A 16,928-nucleotide genomic window follows, 5' to 3' on the forward strand; every position below is an offset into this window, starting at 1 on the left:
AACAGGTTCGACACGTTCGACACTTCATGTTCAGAATCATAACCGTGTTCGTTTCCCGTGGGCCGTGCTCCGGCCCGCCCGGTCGATGGCCCCACAACGACTAGGTGTCCTTTTGCCGACAGGGGCCGAAGTCCCGCCCGATGGAAAGCCAGTCGGAGAAACGAGCGAGCGAGCCGCCGGAAACTGCCGACCGGTCGGGACAGGACTCGGACCAGACGGCGGAGACGCCGGCCATCGCCGTCGAGGGGCTCACCAAGACCTTCGGGAAAGGGGACGAGGCACTCACCGCAGTCGACGACGTGTCCTTCACGGTCCGGGAGGGCTCGGTCGTCGGCCTGCTCGGGCCGAACGGCGCGGGGAAGACCACGACCATCAAGTCCATCCTCGGGATGATCCTGCCCGACAGCGGCACGGTCCGGATACGAGGCATCGACGTGCACGCCGACCCGCGGCGAGCCTACCGCCACGTCGACGCCATGCTCGAAGGGGCCCGCAACGACTACTGGCGACTGACCGTCCGGGAGAACCTGCGGTACTTCGCGACCATCAGTGGTGTGAAGCCTGACTCGGTCGCTGGCCGACACCAGCGCCTGCTCGAACAGCTCGACCTGGCCGAGAAGGCGGACACACCGGTTCGAGAGCTGTCCCGCGGGATGAAGCAGAAGGCATCGCTCGCGAGCGTGCTGGCGACCGACTCCGACGTGGTGTTCCTCGACGAACCGACGCTGGGACTCGACGTGGAGAGTTCGCTGAAACTCCGCCGTGAGTTGCGTCGTATCGTCAGCGAACGCGGCCTCACGGTCGTCCTCTCCAGTCACGACATGGACGTCATCGAGGACGTCTGCGACCGCGTCATCATCATGAGTGAGGGGCGAGTCATCGCCGACGACACCGTCGCGAACCTGCTCCGTGGCTTCGAGACGCGGGGATTCCGGGTATCGAGTCCGAACCTCGACGAGGACGCACTGTCCGAGGTCCAGGCCGAGTTCGACGTGACCGACGTGCAGCAGTACGACGGTCACACGCGCATCGAGGTGGCCACCGACTCCGATGGCTTCTACGAGCTGATGGCTGTGCTGCGGGCCCACGCGGTCACTATCGACGCCATCGAGACCGTCACTCCCGACTTAGAAGAGGCATTCCTCGAGATGACGAAGGGGGAGCAACGATGAGTCACGAGACTGGTGAGGGCACCTCACCGCAGGCACCGTCAGTAGAAGACGATGACCCACAGCCGGCGACCTACTGGGACCTGTCGAAGGCCGTCCTCTACCGGGAGTTCCTCCTGTTCGTGCGCTATCCGGCGAACGCCATCGGTGGCATCGTCATCTCCCTGTTCTTCTTCGGCCTGCTGTTCTACGGCGGGCAGATGCTCGCCGGACAGGCGCTGACCGACTCGATTGAGGGTATCATCGTCGGGTACTTCCTCTGGACGCTCGCGGTCGGAGCCTACAGCTCGCTCTCGAACGACATCGGGAGCGAGGTCCAGTGGGGGACGCTCGAACGCCACTTCATGACGCCCTTTGGCTTCGCCCCGGTCGCGCTCGCGAAGGGCGTCGCCAAGGTAATCAGAACGTTCGTCACCTCGATAGTCGTCCTCGCCGTCATGCTCGTCCTGACCGGGACGACACTCCAGTTGAACGTCCTGACCATCGTCGTGGTCGCGACCCTGTCGATCGCGTCCGTGCTGGGTCTCGGGTTCGCGGCGGGCGGTATCACCGTCCTCTACAAGCAGGTCGGGAACTGGCTCAACCTCCTGCAGTTCAGCTTCATCCTGCTCATCTCGGCACCCGCGTTCGGACTCGGCTGGGCACGCTTCCTCCCGCTGGTCCAGGGGAGTGCGCTCCTCCAGCGGACGATGATAGCCGGGACGAGGTTGTGGGAGTTCCCGCTGCTCGACCTGGCTGTACTCGTCGGGGTGGCCGTCGGGTACCTACTCGGGGGGTATCTCGTGTTCCAGTTCACGACGAAACGGGCGCGGAAACTGGGCGTGCTCGGGGACTACTGAGTCGCAAGGTCCGTCTCGCCCGTCGTGGATTCCCGACCGGAATATACACAACCGGCCCGGCCATTGGACCTGCCATGTCACCGACCGTCCACGCCCTCCGGAACGAGATTCGAGTCGCCGTCGGCCGCTACGAGCGGATGGAATCGACCGGCTTCACCAAGGAATCACTCGCCGCGATCTGCGAGGCTGTCGAGTACGACATCCCAGAGCACTCGTTGCCGTCGAAACCGGAGATGCGCGCGGGCATCCTCTGGAAGGTCGGCGAGCTTGACGAGGACGACCCCGAGGAAGCGGGCAGTTCGTTCCGGAAAGCGGAGCTGACCGTGATCGCGAACGAGCTTCGAGAGGACTGAGAGAGACGCCCAATCTGGCTATTCGGTTGACACACTCTCGGAGATCGCTCGGCACGGAACTGAAAGGGAAGTGGCTCGTCACGGGTGATAATCCATCGCCGCTACGCCCTGTGAATCACCCACACAGCAGCCCATCGGTATTGATTATCAGCGACTCGGTCGCGCTCCAGGTCTGTCAGCGGTTTCAGCGGTTCGATGACGAGACAAACGTGCATTGGTGACTGAACTCTATCGTGCTACGCAGCACGCGACTCCTCTCATACCCCGACGGTGTCAACAGAGTCGCTGATCCGAGAGGGTCGGGTTCTCACGCAACACAGGTCGAGAAACGGACCGTAAACAGACAGCGGCAGGGAACCGATGGTCGCGACGCCGTCAGTCGCGACGCCGGCCACGGCGCCCGAGCAGGGCCACGGTGGCGAGGAGCGCGAGCACTGCGAGCCCGAGACCGAAGCCAGGGATGCTGGTCTGGGGTTGCCCAGTCGTAGTGGACTCGGTCGGGCGAGCCGTGTCCGTATCGTCGGTGGTCTGCACTGGGTCGGTCGACGTCGAGGTGGTGGTGGTGGTGACCACCTGCGTCGCCGTCGGCGTCGTTGTAGTCGTCGTCGTCGTGGTCGTGGTGACTTCCTCGACGCGCACGAACTCGAACTCCCTCCCGTCCGGGCTGAGACTGTGCGTGCCGGTCTCGTCGAACCGGTACGTGAATTCCACGGTCCGTTGGCTCCCCGGCAGGACGGAGATGCGCGTGCCCTCGACGAACTCGCCGTCGACGTACAGCGCGGGCGTGAAGCCCTTCGTGCTGTCCGCGTTGTTCGTGACCGTGACGGTGAGCGTAATCTGTTCGCCGGGTGCAACGGTCGTGTCCGAGACCGACCAGTCGGAGATCTTGATGACGCCCGAGCTGCCACCGTCGCTCTGCCCGCCGCCACCGCCACCGCCGCCACTGCCGCCGCCACCGCCGTCATTGTCCGCCGTCGCGACGGAGAACGAGAGCGTCTCCGTGTGGGCGTTCCCGGCCTCGTCTTCGACGGTGACCGTCAGCTCGTGACTGGAGCCGTTCGTGAGTCCGGTCGCGTCGAACTCGACGTAGTCGCTGGTGATTGTGGTGGCCGACGACCGCGTGACGAGGACGTCGTCGAAGAGCACGGAGACCTGACTGACGTTCACGCCACTGGCCGTGTCTTCGTACTCGACGCGGGCCGTCGTCGCAGTCGTGCCGGCCGCCAACTCCTCTCCCTCGGTCGGGGTCGTCGAAGTGACGGTCGGTGCGACTACGTCGGCAACGACCGCGCCGTAGGTCGAGAAGTGGTGCACGGTCGCGACCCAGTAGCGGCCGGTCGTGCCGTTCACCGTCCGGTTCTCGATCGTCGTGGGTTCGTACTCCCACGTCCCGGTCGTCTCGTTGTAGTAGCGGATTGCCACCTCAGACTCGGTCGTCCCGGCGGGCAGTAGCGACTGGTCGACCGGAATGCCGATAGTCGCCTCGGTGAGGGTATCGGCGAGTTGCTGGCCGAGAACCGCATTGAGGAACCTCACGCCACTTTGGCCACGGACGAGCGGTTCGAGCTCGACCGTGCTCTCGGACATCGTGACCGTGGTGTCGGTGACGGACCGGTTGGTCCGGAACTCGACGAACAGGCCGGACGGCTGGAACTGGACCGTCATGGTGTTGTTCGCGTCCGTACTGGGCGTCGCGAACAGGACCGACGCCTGGTCGGTGCCGGTGTTCCCGGCCAGGTCGACGGCAGCCGCCTCGACGGCGTACTGGCCGTCTGCTGGCAGGGTGATCGTGCCGTTCCAGTGGCCGCCCTCGTCGGTCAGCGCGACGGAGACGACCGTTCCGTCGGGTCGTTCAACGTCGACCGAGAGCGAGCCGGATTGAATCGTCTCGTCCGGAGTGACGGTGAGGTTGGCGGTGCTCGGGTCGAGCCGCGTCGCCGTCACGGCCAGTCCGGGCGCCTCACGGTCGAGTCTGACGTGCTCGGACGCGGTCTGGATGACGCGGTTCCCCTGGCTGTCGGTTGCCGTGACGGCCACGTCGTAGCGGCCGTCGTCGACGAGGTCGCTTTCAGGGAAGGTCACCATCCAGGTGCCCGACGCCGAGTCGTAGCTGGCCGCGCGCGTCACGCGGTAGGTCGAGAACTGCGAGTCGAGCGTGACGCGGACCTGAGAGACCGCACTGAAGGGGTCGGAGACGTCCACCGCGATGTCGAGGGTCTCGTTCGCGTACACGGTCGAGCCCTGGGTGTGGGTACCGGTCACGTCGATGGCGTCGATGGTCGGTGCGCTGTCGTCGACGCTCTCGCCGGTGAGTGCGATGTCGACCGTGGGTTCGTCGGCGTCGTCAGAGTGTACCGTCAGGGTCGCGGTGGCCGTGCCGTCCGCGGTCGGCGTGTAGTCGACCGTGATGGTCTGTGACGAGCCGTGGCCGAGGACGACCGTCGCGTTCCCCGACGTGACCTCGAACGCGTCGGCGTCAGGGCCCGAGAGGGTCGCGCCGGTGACCGTGAGGTTCTCGTCGCCGACGTTCCCGACGGTGACGGTCGCCGTCTGGGTCGTCCCGGCCGAGATGGTCCCGAAGTCGAGCTGGTGGGGCGAAGCCGAGATGTCCGCCGTGCTGGTGACGGTTCGGTCCACGACCGTGATCGTGACAGGGACGAACCCGGAGTACGCGCCGTGCTCGTCCTGGATGCGGTAGCCGAACGAGTCGACACCGGTGAAGCCAGGATCTGGTGTGTACTCGAAGTTCCCGCCCACTGTCATCGACAGGGACCCATTGCTCGGGTTGTAGACGTTCGTCGCCGAGATCGAGTCGTTGTCCGGGTCGTAGTCGTTGGCGAGCACACCCGGGGCGGGCACGACGAGCGTCTCGCCCTGACCGACGACGTAGTCATCAGGGACGGGCGTTGGCGCACGGTTCTGGTCCGGTAGCACCTCGATGGTGACGGTGGCGAACTGGGAATATGCCCCCTCGCTGTCCTGGATGCGGTAGCTGAACGAGTCCGTTCCCGTGAACCCGTCGTCGGGCTGGTAGCGGAAGTCACCGGCAACCGTCATCGACACCGTCCCGTTGCTCGGTAAGCCCACGTTCGACGCGAGTATCGAGTCGTCGTCCGGGTCGCCGTCGTTGGCGAGCACACCCGGTGCACTCACGTTCAGCCACTCACCCTCGAGCGTCGTGTAGTGGTCGTCGACGGGTTCGGGTTTCCGGTTCCCGTCCGGGGTCACGACGATGGTGACGGTTCCGAACCCGGAGTACGCGCCGTGTTCGTCAGTGATGCGGTAGTCGAACGAGTCGATACCCGAGAAGCCCGGGTCGGGCTGGTACCGGAAGTCCCCGCCCACCGTCATCGACAGGGTGCCGTGACTTGGTTGGTAAACGTTCGTCGCCGAGATCGAGTCGTTGTCCAGGTCGTAGTCGTTGACGAGAACGCCCGGTGCGCTCACGTTCAGCCACTGTCCTTCGCTGGTCGAGTAGGTGTCCGACACGACGGTCGGTGCCCGGTTCGGGTCCGGCAGCACCTCGATGGTGACGGTTTTGAATCCGGAGTACTCCCCGTTGGCGTCCTGGATACGGTACAAGAACGAGTCCGTTCCCGTGAATCCCGGGTCGGGCTGGTACCGGAAGTCACCGCCCACCGTCATCGACAGGGACCCGTTGCTCGGGTTGTAGACGTTCGTCGCCGAGATCGAGTCGTTGTCCGGGTCCACGTCGTTGGCGAGTACGCCCGGTGCGCTCACGTTCAGCCACTCGCCTTCGGTGACGGTGTAGTGGTCAGGGATGGCCACCGGGGCCGTCCCGTTGGCGTCGATGACCTCGATTGTCACCGTGTCGAACCCGGAGTACGCGCCGTGTTCGTCCCTGATGCGGTAACTGAACGAGTCCGTCCCAGTGAAGTTCGGGTTGGGCTGGTACCGGAAGTCACCACCCACCGTCATCGACAGCGACCCGTTGCTCGGGTCGTACGCGTTCGCCGCGATGAGCGAGTCGTTGTCCGGGTCGTAGTCGTTCGCCAGCACTCCCGGCGCGCTCACGTTCAGCCACTGGCCTTGCACCGTCCCGTAGTGGTCGGAGACGGCGGTCGGTGCCCGGTTGTCCGCGGTGACCTCGATGGTGACGGTTGCGAACCCGGAGTACGCGCCGTGTTCGTCCCTGATGCGATAGTTGAACGAGTCCGTCCCGGTGAAGCCCGGGTCGGGCTGGTACCGGAAGTCCCCGCCCACTGTCATCGACAGGGACCCGTTGCTCGGGTTGTAGACGTTCGTCGCCGAGATCGAGTCGTTGTCCAGGTCGTAGTCGTTGACGAGAACGCCCGGTGCGCTCACGTTCAGCCACTCACCTGCGGAGACAGAGTAGCTGTCGTCGACCGCGGTCGGGGCGCGGTTGCGCGGCGGGAGCACCTCGATGGTGACAGTGGCGTAGTCGGAGTACTCGCCATGGTCATCCCGGATGCGGTACGAGAACGAGTCCGTCCCCGTGAAGCCGGAGTCCGGTTTGTACTCGAAGTTCCCGGCCACCGTCATCGTGAGGGTGCCGTGGCTCGGGTCGTACGCGTTCGCCGCGATGAGCGAGTCGTTGTCCGGGTCGTAATCGTTCGCGAGTACGCCCGGTGCGCTCACGTTCAGCCACTCACCGGCGTGTACCGAGTACGTCTCACCGACCGCTTCCGGCGCACGGTTGGGGTCGGGCAGGACCTCGATAGTGACGGTCGCGTACCCGGAGTACGCTCCCTCACTGTCCTGGATCCGGTACTGGAACGAATCGGTTCCCGTGAAGCCCGGGTCGGGCTGGTACCGGAAGTCACCGCCCACCGTCATCGAGAGCGTCCCGTTACTCGGGTTGTAGACGTTCGCCGCGATGAGCGAGTCGTTGTCCGGGTCGTAGTCGTTGGCGAGCACGCCCGGCGCGCTCACGTTCAGCCACTCCCCTTCGAGTGTCGTGTAGTGGTCCGCACCAGCGACAGGTGGCCGGTTCGGCGACGTGACCGTCCCGATGCCCGAGAGTGCGACGGACACCGTGGATTCGTCCGAGTCGTTCGTCGCGATCTCGAGCGTCGCGGTCGTGGTCTCGGCCGCGGTCGGCGCGAACTCGACGGTGACGTTGTGCGTCCCACCGGCCGGGATGGTGGTCGCACCCGATCCGTCGACCGCCGTGTACAGGGCTGCGTCAGTCCCGGTGACCTGCACGCCGTCGAACGAGAGCGGCGAGCCGCCGTCGTTCGTGACCGTAACGTTCGTGGTGGCGTTCGTTCCGACCCCGACGTCACCGAAGTCGTAGGTCGTCGGCGAGACGGTGACTTCCGGCGGGCCGACGACCGTCCCCGTGAGGGTAACGTTGTATCGTGGCTCGTCGGGGTCGTCGCTCTTGATCTGCAAGACGGCGTTCTTCACGCCCGTCGTCTGGGGCGAGATGTAGACCGTCACCCAGCCCGACCCGCCGGGTGAGAGGTAGGCGTAGGTGTCCGACTGGTCGGTCGTGATGGTGAACTCGCTGGCGTTCGCACCGACGAGCACCGAATCCTGCCAGTCGAGGTTCGCGGTCCCGACGTTTCGCACGAGGAAACTCCTGCTGGCCCACTCGCTGACGTTGACGGTCCCGTAGTCCCAGCTCGTCGGCGACACGGTGACGTTCGGCTGGGCGGCCGTGACGTTCACGTCGACGGGGGGAAGGTCCTCGATGGTGACGGTGTGGGTGCCCTCGGTGGCGAAGGTGTGCGTGAACGACACCTCCTCGTCGTCGTTGTAGCTGCTGGAGCCGAGGGTTCCGGTGGCGTTGTCGACCACGGTCCCGTCGACCGAGAGGTCCGCCGTGTAGGTACACGAGCCGTCAGCGAGGTTCCGGACGGTCGCGGAGACGGTCAGTTGCTCGCCAGCCGTGACGTTCGACGAGGAGACCGCGAGTCCGGAGTACTCGAACAGCGTCGCTTCGGTCGCCGTGGTGCCGCCATCGAGCGCGTACAGGGTGTGCACGTCCGAGCTGTCGTTCAGCGCGGAGACGAACAGCCGACCATCCGCGACCGTCGACTGGTACGGCACTTCCTCGCCAGCCGAGAACCGCCAGGTCAGCTCGCCCGTCGACTCGTCGACGGCGAAGACCTCGCCAGCCATCGAGCCGATGTAGACGGTACCGCCCGCGACCGCAGGCGATGGGTCGAGGTCGGAGCAGACGGTGTAGTTCCAGACGTAGCCCCCACCGGAGGCGTCGAGCGCGCTGAGCGTGCCAGACCCGCCGAAGTAGAGTGTGTCGTTCGCCAGCGCAGGCGAGACGCCCGCATGTCCGTCGAGGGTCGCAGGGGTACTCCAGGAGACGCTCCCGCTGTCCGCATCGACCGCGTGCATGTCGCTGCCGGCCGCGACGTACACGGTGCCGTTTTCGACGACCGGCGAGGTGACGAACCAGTTCGCGTCCGCCGTGAGCGTGGTCGACCACTGTTCCGCTCCGGTCGTCGCGTCGAACTTGTACAGGTTTCCGACCGCGGACGCGACGTAGACCGACCCGCCGTGGACCGCGGGGGTCACGGGGATCGCATCGGCAGTCCGGAACGTCCACTTGATTTCACGAGTCGTCGCGTTCAGGGCGTAGAGGACGCCACCGCCGTCGTTTGCGGTGACGTACAGCGTATCGTCGACCACGGTCATCCCCTCAATGGAGCTCCCGGCGTCGAACGCCCAGAGGCGCTCGCCCGTTGAGGCGTCGAGCGCGTATACTCGATCGTTGTAGTCGCCGGCGTACACGTAGCCGTTGGCGTACGTCGGCGCGACATCGAGTTCTTCGTCCGTGATGTAGCTCCACTGCGGCGCACCAGTCGCCGTGTCGTAGGCGAGCACGCCGAGGGCCCCAGAGCCGTCGAGCCCGCCGACGAAGGTCATGCCACCACCTACGGTCGGGGCCGAGCTCAGGCCGTTGTAGCCGCTGTGGTTCACCGACCAGTTAACGGGGTCGGCGAGCACAGCCGTCGGTCCGGACCCGGTCTGGTTACCCGTGTTCCGGGCGTCGCGACCGTGGGTCGGCCAGGAGTCAGCGCTGGGATCGAGCGTCCGTGGGCCACCGAGCGAGATGGTCTGGCCGTCGCGGGCGTCGCCGACGTTCACCGTGACCGACCTCGTACCGTCGACCATGTAGCTATCGAGCGACGACCCGTCGCCGGACGGCCAGAGCGTGAACACGAAGTCCGAGCGGGCGTCCAGCCTGACCTGCCAGGTAATCGTCTTCGTCTCGCCCGGGGCAAGCATCCCTTCGCGGTTCGGATAGTTCCAGACGTGGTGGTCGCTGTCCGGGAGCACGCCGAGGTTCACGTCGTACTTCCGGGGGAGCGCCCCGGTGTTCGTCACCGTGGCCGTGACGGTGGCGTTCTCGCCGACGCCGGCGGTCGGCGACGCCACCGCGAGGTTCGAATACTCGACAACGCCCCCGTCGACGAGCGCGCGGAGTTTACCAGACCAGTCGTCGTAGACGAGTGCCGTCCCGTTCGCCACCGACCGAGAGAGCCCCTTCTCACTGTCGCCGAGGGAGTCGCCCGTTTCGGCGTCGTAGATGCGCGTGTACCCGGGATCGAACGTCGTCTCGGCACCGTAGACGACGCCGTCGACGAGCTGGATGTCTGCGAGGAAGTTGGTGCTCGTGTTCCATTCGACCGCCCCGGTCGCCGCGTCGAGGCGGTGGAGGCGGTTGTAGTCCGAGTTGGAGTAGGCGGTCTGTCTGACGTACAGCGAGCCGTCGCGGACCGCGGGTTGTTTGACCCGCCAGCCGTCGTCGCTCCCGCCGTAGTTGTTCGGGATCGTCGTCGGGGTGAAACGCCACTCCTCGGTCCCCGTCGTCACGTTCAGGGAGACGAGTTCCTGGGCGGGTTCGTCGTTCGCGTTCCGCGTCTCGTTCACGACGAAGACGCTGCCGTTCGTGACGACCGGCGTCTCACCCAGGTCGAGCACGAGGTCGGTGGTGGACCAGACGCGCGTGCCCGTCGTTGCGTCGAAGGCGTGGAGTTCCTCGTCCCGGTCGCCGATCGCCACGGCGTCAGAGACCGTCGCGAACAGGTAGCCGTCGCCGACGGCGTAGGTGACGTACTGTTCCGAGAGGCTCTTATCCCCGAGGTGGTACGACCAGGCCAGGCTGCCGTCCGTGGCGTCCAGGGCGACGACCGAGGCGTTCTGGTAGTAATCGTTCTGCTCGTAGATCGCACCGGCGAGGTAGACGTTCCCGTTGGCGACGACCGGGCCGTGGTCGCGGTAGGTGCTGACGTTGATGCTCACGTCCGTCGTCCACTTCTGCGTGCCGGTCGCCGCGTCGAAGGCGTAGACGGAGCCCCTCTGGATGGATGGGCCAGGGTCCAGGAGCTGGTACGGAGTGGTGACCACGTAGACGGTTCCGTCGACGACAGCAGGCGAGCCGGCAGGGATGCGATTGTCGGCCGTGAAGTTGTACGACCACTGTTTCGTGCCCGTGCCCAGGTCGTGGGCGGCGACGCTGAAGACGTCGGGAGAACCGTCGTACCGCGGTTGGTCACCGATGAAGTACACCGTGTCGTTCACCATCGCGGGGGTGGTGTCCTCGTCGTAGTGGCTGACGTTCCAGGCCTCCTGCAGGTGCTGGGTGGGCCCGTCGGTGTTCGGGTTGGCCGCGGTCCGCGCCGAATCGAACCCGCCCATCCGCCACGTGTTCACGGGCGACGGGTGAACGACGTCGACCGTCACCGGTGCGGTGGCCGGTTCGTCGTCACGCAACCGCTTGACCGTGAGCTCCCAGGAATCGGCGCTGTGGAGGCCCGTGGTGTACGTCAGCGTCGTCGTCGAACCGGCAGCAAGGGTCCCGTTCTTCCAGCCGAGGGTCCAGTTCTCGCCCGGGAAGGGGCTGGCCGCCTGCAGCGACAGGTTGTAATCACGGGCTTCGTCGTCGACGTTCTCGATGGTCACGTCGGCCGTGAACTGCTCGCCCGGTTCGACCGTCGTCGTCGACACGGCGAACCCACTGACCGAGAAGGGTGGTGACTCCAGCGCGTACACCCTGGTGGTGTCCGTCCCCGTCCCAGTCGTCTTCGTGGTGAGCACGTAGACTCGCCCGTCCGCGAGGGCCGGCCGCTCGGCCTGCCCCGCGAGCTGGTCGCGCCACAGCGTCGACCCCGTCGACCCGTCCAGTGCGGCCGTGCTTCCGCGGTCGTTCGTCACGTAGACCACGCCATCGGCAACGGCCGGGGCGTTCGCATCCACGGTGGTGTAGGTGAGACCGTAGTCGACGCCGGTCTTCAGCTGGTGCTTCCACTGCATCGAGCCGGCGGCTGCATCCAGCCCGTACACGGTGTTACCCGCCGACAGGTAGACGGTCCCGTTCGCGACCGCGGCACCGCCAGGTCTGGTGTTCACGTCGAACACCCACTCGACGTGCCCGTCGGTGGCGTCGAGTCGGTAGAACTTGGGGTCGTACGTTTCGCTCCCCCCGCCCACGAACACGGATCCGTTGGCGACGACGGGGCGCATCGATGTGAGCCCCTCGATGGCGAAGCGCCAGCGCTCGGTCCCGTCGCTGGCGTTCAGCGCGTAGACCGCGTATTCTCTGGCGTCGCTCCCGAACTGGGCCGTGGCGTAGACGGTATCCCCGCTCGCGGAGAGCCCACCCGAGGCGGCGTCGGCGTACTCCGTGTTCCACAACTGTGACCCGTTCGTGAGGTCGTACGCGTAGATCCGTTGCCCGGTGTAGGTGGACCCGTCGACGTACACCGTGCCGTTCAGCACGACGGTCGAGTCGACGTTCACCCCGGTGACGTTCCAGTGCTCCGTCCCGGTGGTGAGGTCGAAGGTGAATAGCTCGCTGTCGCCCGTCCCGGCGACGACGACCCCGTCTTCGACGGAGAGGTCCTGGATGGCGATACCCGAGACGTTCCAGACCACGTCGCCGGTCTCGTTGTCCACGGCCCGGAGGCTGTCCCGTCCGGGGACGAGGACCAGCCCGCCAGCGACGACGGCAGGTCCGGTGCCCACGTCGTCGGTGAATCCGTACCGCCAACGCACGTCAGGGTCGGTTGTCGGTGCCGTCGTGTTCGGGTTGTATCCCGACCAGCCTGGGTCGCGACCGGCCGTCGGCCAGTCGCCTGCCCCGAGCGACTCCCAGGTCGAGGGAGAACTGAGAGAGCCCGCGCTCGCGAGGGCGGAACTGGGCCCCGAGTCACTACCCGTCGCTGGCCCGAGACCGGGTGATCCGCCCATCGCGGCTGCTGTCGTCGTCTGTGTGGCGCCGACCGGGCCGACGACCCCGGACAGAACGACGAGGAGAACTACACTGAGTGTCGCGAGCGGACTGGCTGGTTCCGCCCGCCGCTGAATCGAAGATTTCCCCATGTTGATAAGTATGTAACAATTACTGTTGTTAAATATGTATCCATGGTCCATGTAACGAACAATGAACGGCGTTTCAGAGGGTGAAACAGATTCCACCTTCCGAACACGAACAGCTATGTCGGCTAGACGAATGGTTGTCCGTAATGTGCACCGACCCGGTGGAAGGAGACGACAGTCTGCCGGTGGAAGCGATCAAACGGGCAGATGCGTTGAAGACGCTGCGGGACGCTCCGAAGACGCGAGCGGCCCTCATGGACGCACTCGACGTCTCACGGACCACCATTCATCGGATCGTTCGTGACCTCGAAGCTCGAGACCTCCTCGCGCAGACGGACGACGAGTTCGAACTCTCGGCGTTCGGTCGAACCGTCGCCACCGAGGTGACCACCTATCACCAGCGCCTCACGGCAGCGCGACGACTCCAGCCGTTCCTCGACACCCACACCGACCGGGCGGTCGAGCTCGACGTTGGCCTGTTCGCGGACGCCAGGGTGACCGAACAGGAACCGACGAACCCGTATGCACCGGTCACGCGGTTCATGGAACTCCTGCGCGACTCGGACACCCTGTATGGGTTCGACACCACCACTATCGCGCCCATCTTCGTCGATGAGATACGCGAAGAGATACTCGACGGTATGGAGACCGACGTGGTCTACCTCCCGACCGTCGTCGAGGACATCGTCGATGCATATCCGAAGGCTGTCAAGGCCGCCCTCGAAAGCGGCGAGCTCAGCCTCTCGACTCACGACGACCTCCCGTTCGGGCTCGCCATCTTCGACGACCGGGTCGGCATCGGCGGGTACGACAACGAGACCGGCATGCTCAGTGTCTTCGTGGACACGGACAACCCTGCCGCCCGGGACTGGGCGCTCGACCTGTACGAGCGATACCACGAGGAAGCAGCCCCACTGGCTTCCACAGACATCCCTGACGAACCGTGAGTTCGCCGTGCATGGGTCCAGGCCTGTTTGTGGTACCGTGGCCACACCTCATAGAAATATAGTGTATACTTTCTCATCCTCAGTTGGAAATTCCTTCGCTTGACTGCGACCTACGTTCTCCCCCCTTACGCTGGAGACGATGCACAGCATCGCCAGGTACTCCTCACAGTCGGTCTTCGGGTAGGCAAGCCTGTGTGGGTGGCATCTCGCAGTCTCTCGCGGTGCAGTTCGAACGGTGCCTTCGATAGTGGACACCGTCTCGAGGGCGCTGGTTCCCCCTGTCAATTCGGGGTTCCGCATGCTCGCGCTTGATGCACGGTTCGATATACGGAGGGGGTCTTAATCCGCGAACGGACGGTGAGATATGACAGCGACGCGATGTCCCTTGACAGGGATATTGCTGGCCTCTGTGAGGGCACGGATATTGACTTCGACAACGAGACGAACACTGGTCGGTGAGACGGGCGGTGGGTGAAAGTCGGTTCTAGAATTTCCACGGCGGTCCCCTAGCTGTCCCGGCGACGTCCAAGGTGGGACTTTCATAGGTGCGTTATTCGATTGAATCACATGTGACCAGCAGCGGACTCGTCGGGCGTCCGAAAGTCGTCATCGGCCTATCTGGTGCTTCACAGGCGGCGAGTGGAGGGATGCTCGGAACCGCGCTCGTCGTGTACATCGGCCGTGACGGGTCCCCATTCGCCGTGAGTATGCTGGCGACGGTCTTCTTCCTGAGTTCGATGATCTTCTCACCATTGTGGGGGGCCGTCGGTGACCTCCTCGGTCGGCGACGTGCCCTGCTGCTCGTTCTGAGCGGGTTCACGTCACTCGTGACGTTCGGGTTTCTCCTGATCGATGGCGTGTGGGGACTTGTCTGGCTTCGGGGGCTCAGGTCCGTGTTCGCAGTGGCGTTCGGTCCGCTCATCCTCTCCATCGTCCGGTCCCTGGTCGGGCAGTCACAGAAAGGTCGCTCGATGGGGTTCGTCAGCAGTTCCTCTGCGATCGGCGACGTCTGCGCGCAACTCTCGGTCGGAGTATTGCTCGGGGTCCTCGTGCCGTCGTCTCTCTTCCTCGTCGTCGGGCTCTTGAGTCTCCTCACAACCGTTCTCCTCGTCTTCCTCGATGACCCGGTGGCCCCGACCCGACCACGGCCCTCGGTTCGTGACCTCGTGGGAAACATGCATGCCCGGTTGCTCCCCGATTCCAGCGAAAGAGCCCGGATTCGGCGGACCAACCTCACGTGGCTATACGTTGGAATCTCCCTCCGACATATCGCGATCAAGGGAATCGGAATTCTGGTTCCGATATATCTGGTGGGCAGACTCGGGCTTCCCCTGGTTGTAATGGGTGTCGTTCTCGCAATCGGGCCGGCCGCACAGATCGGCTTCATGCCGTTGTTCGGTCGCCTCGCCGATCGCGGCGAGCGGAAACGACTCGTCGTCGGCGGTATCATCCTGAGTGCGGTCTATACCCTGGTTCTCGCCGGTGCCGCGCTCCCACGGTCGCTCCCGATGCGAGCCGCAGTCGCTGCTGTAGCGTTCGTCGTGATCGCCGCCGGGTTCTCTGCGATGGACGTCGGCACCGTCTCTGTCATCGGGGATTCCGTTCCGAGTTCACACGAAGCGGCGTTCGTCGGGCTCAGATCGACCGCTGCCGGCGTCGGCGGGATACTCGGACCATCGATTCTCGGCATCACGGCGACAGTTGTCGGTTTCGAGACAGCGTTCGCGCTCGCGAGCGTGTTCGCCTTCGCTGCTGCCTTCCTCATCACGGTCGAACTCGAAGAGCCCAAAGCGACCACGCCCCCGACGACCGACCTCCAGACGGTCGAGACGAGTACTGGCGTGGCACACCCACCGGGGACCCATCGAGGCAAGAACGGCGACTGAGTGGTAGCTCCGTCTTGCGGCGTCGTGGGTGTGGTCGAACACGATTCTCGAGACGCCCAGGAGAGCCGCCGAATGGGCACTCTTACGGAAAGTTCGAGGCGAAAGCCTCGCCCTTCAGGGTGGGGAAGAAGCCGACCAACAGTATGCAACCGACGACGACGGCACGGACGGGGTTCCAAGCAATCGAAAAGCCGTCCGACCGAGACGGTATGCATAGATGGTAAAAAGTACCCGTCACGCGAAATACGAACTCTAGGCTCTGTTGAAATCCTATCGTTCCAACAGTTGCCTCGCTGGAATAGCCGTTAGGTCGGTGTGCGAGTCTGTCTCTTCAAATTTAAACATCTTGTCAACCAAGGTCAGACCATGCCCCGCGACACAATCGTTTCATGGAAGACGTTTGCCCTGTTCATCCTCTTTCCACCACTGGCTATCGTCGCAATCATATTTTTCCCTCTGACACTACTCGTCTTCTTCTGGCTCTATTACCGAGGAAAATAAGATGCGATGCTCGAAGAGCGTTCAGAGCCGAGTAACTGAGTACACACTTTCACAACTATCTTCGGTTGTATCCTGCTGAATACACGCTCTATATCTAACGTTCAGAGTGACTTGTCGATGTTGTGAGTGAGACACCCGACAACGAGTTCACGGAACTGCTTCCACCAGCGCCGTGAGCGGACGAATGCGCCGTACTTGCGTTTGAGGCGAGAATTTACGGTCTCGTTCTGACTGCGCTGACCGTAGATGTCGGCGTCCAGTCGAGCGTTCCACGCTTTGTGGAGTGACGAGAAATCGCGGTGTTTGATGAGCGGACGAACACCAGTTTCACGGGCCAACGCGCGAACCTTCTGGTCGTCGTATCCCTTATCGCCAAGAAGAACCGCTACTTCTCCGGTGTTTCGCTTGATGAGCGACGGCGCAATTTGCGAGTCGTGTTTTCGGGTCGTTGTCACGTGTACGTCGAGAATCGCGTTCGACCTCGTGTCTACGAAGAGCGTGACTTTCAACTGCTGAATCGTCAACTTCGTTCGCTTCGTGTAGTGTTTCGAGGCGTGACTGCGGTCGAAACCGGATGCATCGATACCGACGACACCGTTGGTCGGGATCTTCCGAACCTTGAGGCACAGCAGGACGATGTGTTGGTGGAGTGTGTACCGGCGTTTCGAGAACTTCGAGGAGTACCGAGCGACAGCTCTTCGAGCCAAGTGATACGCCTGCTCAACAAACCGGAGTAACCGCGACCTCGGGAGGGCCTGCATTCGGTCAAACTACCGGGCGAATCTGTAACCCTCTGAGGATTTCAACAGAGCCGAACTCTACTACCCAGACCATAGTGTCCGTGCCGAAATCGGGCGGGACTGAAGGTCCCGCTGACCTCGCGGAACAGGGTTCCGCGCAGTATCGG

7 protein-coding genes are annotated in these 16,928 nt (G+C 64.3%); 5 read left to right on the forward strand and 2 right to left on the reverse strand.

Annotated features, from left to right (window positions below; all coding sequences use genetic code 11):
* Positions 1 to 140: 140 nt before the first annotated feature.
* The 3 genes from ACSC1S_RS19595 (at position 141) to ACSC1S_RS19605 (ending at position 2,361) form a co-directional block, all read left to right on the forward strand.
* Positions 141 to 1,172 carry an ABC transporter ATP-binding protein gene (locus ACSC1S_RS19595; RefSeq protein WP_435365777.1) on the forward strand — a complete coding sequence of 344 codons (1,032 nt, stop codon included), beginning with the start codon at positions 141 to 143 and terminating at the stop codon, positions 1,170 to 1,172.
* Positions 1,169 to 2,008: an ABC transporter permease gene (locus ACSC1S_RS19600; RefSeq protein WP_435365778.1), complete on the forward strand. Its 840-nt coding sequence runs from the start codon at positions 1,169 to 1,171 to the stop codon at positions 2,006 to 2,008. The genes ACSC1S_RS19595 and ACSC1S_RS19600 overlap by 4 nt, the downstream gene beginning before the upstream one ends.
* A gap of 74 nt (positions 2,009 to 2,082) precedes the next feature.
* A complete protein-coding gene (locus ACSC1S_RS19605) occupies positions 2,083 to 2,361 on the forward strand; it encodes a hypothetical protein (protein WP_435365779.1) in 279 nt (92 codons plus the stop codon).
* Between the two features lie 375 nt (positions 2,362 to 2,736).
* On the opposite strand, the gene ACSC1S_RS19610 is transcribed toward ACSC1S_RS19605, so the two are convergent.
* Positions 2,737 to 12,558 (reverse strand): cadherin-like domain-containing protein, encoded by a 9,822-nt coding sequence (locus ACSC1S_RS19610; protein WP_435365780.1) that lies wholly within the window; start codon positions 12,556 to 12,558, stop codon positions 2,737 to 2,739.
* A gap of 275 nt (positions 12,559 to 12,833) precedes the next feature.
* On the opposite strand from ACSC1S_RS19610, the gene ACSC1S_RS19615 reads away from it, so the two are divergent.
* Complete coding sequence (locus tag ACSC1S_RS19615) at positions 12,834 to 13,634, forward strand: helix-turn-helix transcriptional regulator (RefSeq protein ID WP_435365781.1); 801 nt, start codon at positions 12,834 to 12,836, stop codon at positions 13,632 to 13,634.
* A gap of 569 nt (positions 13,635 to 14,203) precedes the next feature.
* A complete protein-coding gene (locus ACSC1S_RS19620) occupies positions 14,204 to 15,520 on the forward strand; it encodes an MFS transporter (RefSeq protein ID WP_435365782.1) in 1,317 nt (438 codons plus the stop codon).
* 602 nt (positions 15,521 to 16,122) lie between these two features.
* Here ACSC1S_RS19620 and ACSC1S_RS19625 read toward each other — a convergent pair.
* Positions 16,123 to 16,782, reverse strand: a complete 660-nt coding sequence (locus ACSC1S_RS19625; protein ID WP_435365783.1) for an IS5 family transposase — start codon at positions 16,780 to 16,782, stop codon at positions 16,123 to 16,125.
* Positions 16,783 to 16,928 lie beyond the last annotated feature (146 nt).

The sequence above is a fragment of the Haloarchaeobius pelagicus genome, from assembly GCF_051207375.1.
In the GTDB taxonomy this organism is placed as follows: domain Archaea; phylum Halobacteriota; class Halobacteria; order Halobacteriales; family Natrialbaceae; genus Haloarchaeobius.

Coding starts and splice junctions, on each gene's coding strand:
- ACSC1S_RS19595 (WP_435365777.1), top strand. CDS start 141: ATGGAAAGCCAGTCGGAGAAACGAGCGAGCGAGCCGCCGGAAACTGCC.
- ACSC1S_RS19610 (WP_435365780.1), bottom strand. CDS start 12,558: ATGGGCGGATCACCCGGTCTCGGGCCAGCGACGGGTAGTGACTCGGGG.
- ACSC1S_RS19615 (WP_435365781.1), top strand. CDS start 12,834: ATGTGCACCGACCCGGTGGAAGGAGACGACAGTCTGCCGGTGGAAGCG.
- ACSC1S_RS19625 (WP_435365783.1), bottom strand. CDS start 16,782: ATGCAGGCCCTCCCGAGGTCGCGGTTACTCCGGTTTGTTGAGCAGGCG.
- ACSC1S_RS19600 (WP_435365778.1), top strand. CDS start 1,169: ATGAGTCACGAGACTGGTGAGGGCACCTCACCGCAGGCACCGTCAGTA.
- ACSC1S_RS19605 (WP_435365779.1), top strand. CDS start 2,083: ATGTCACCGACCGTCCACGCCCTCCGGAACGAGATTCGAGTCGCCGTC.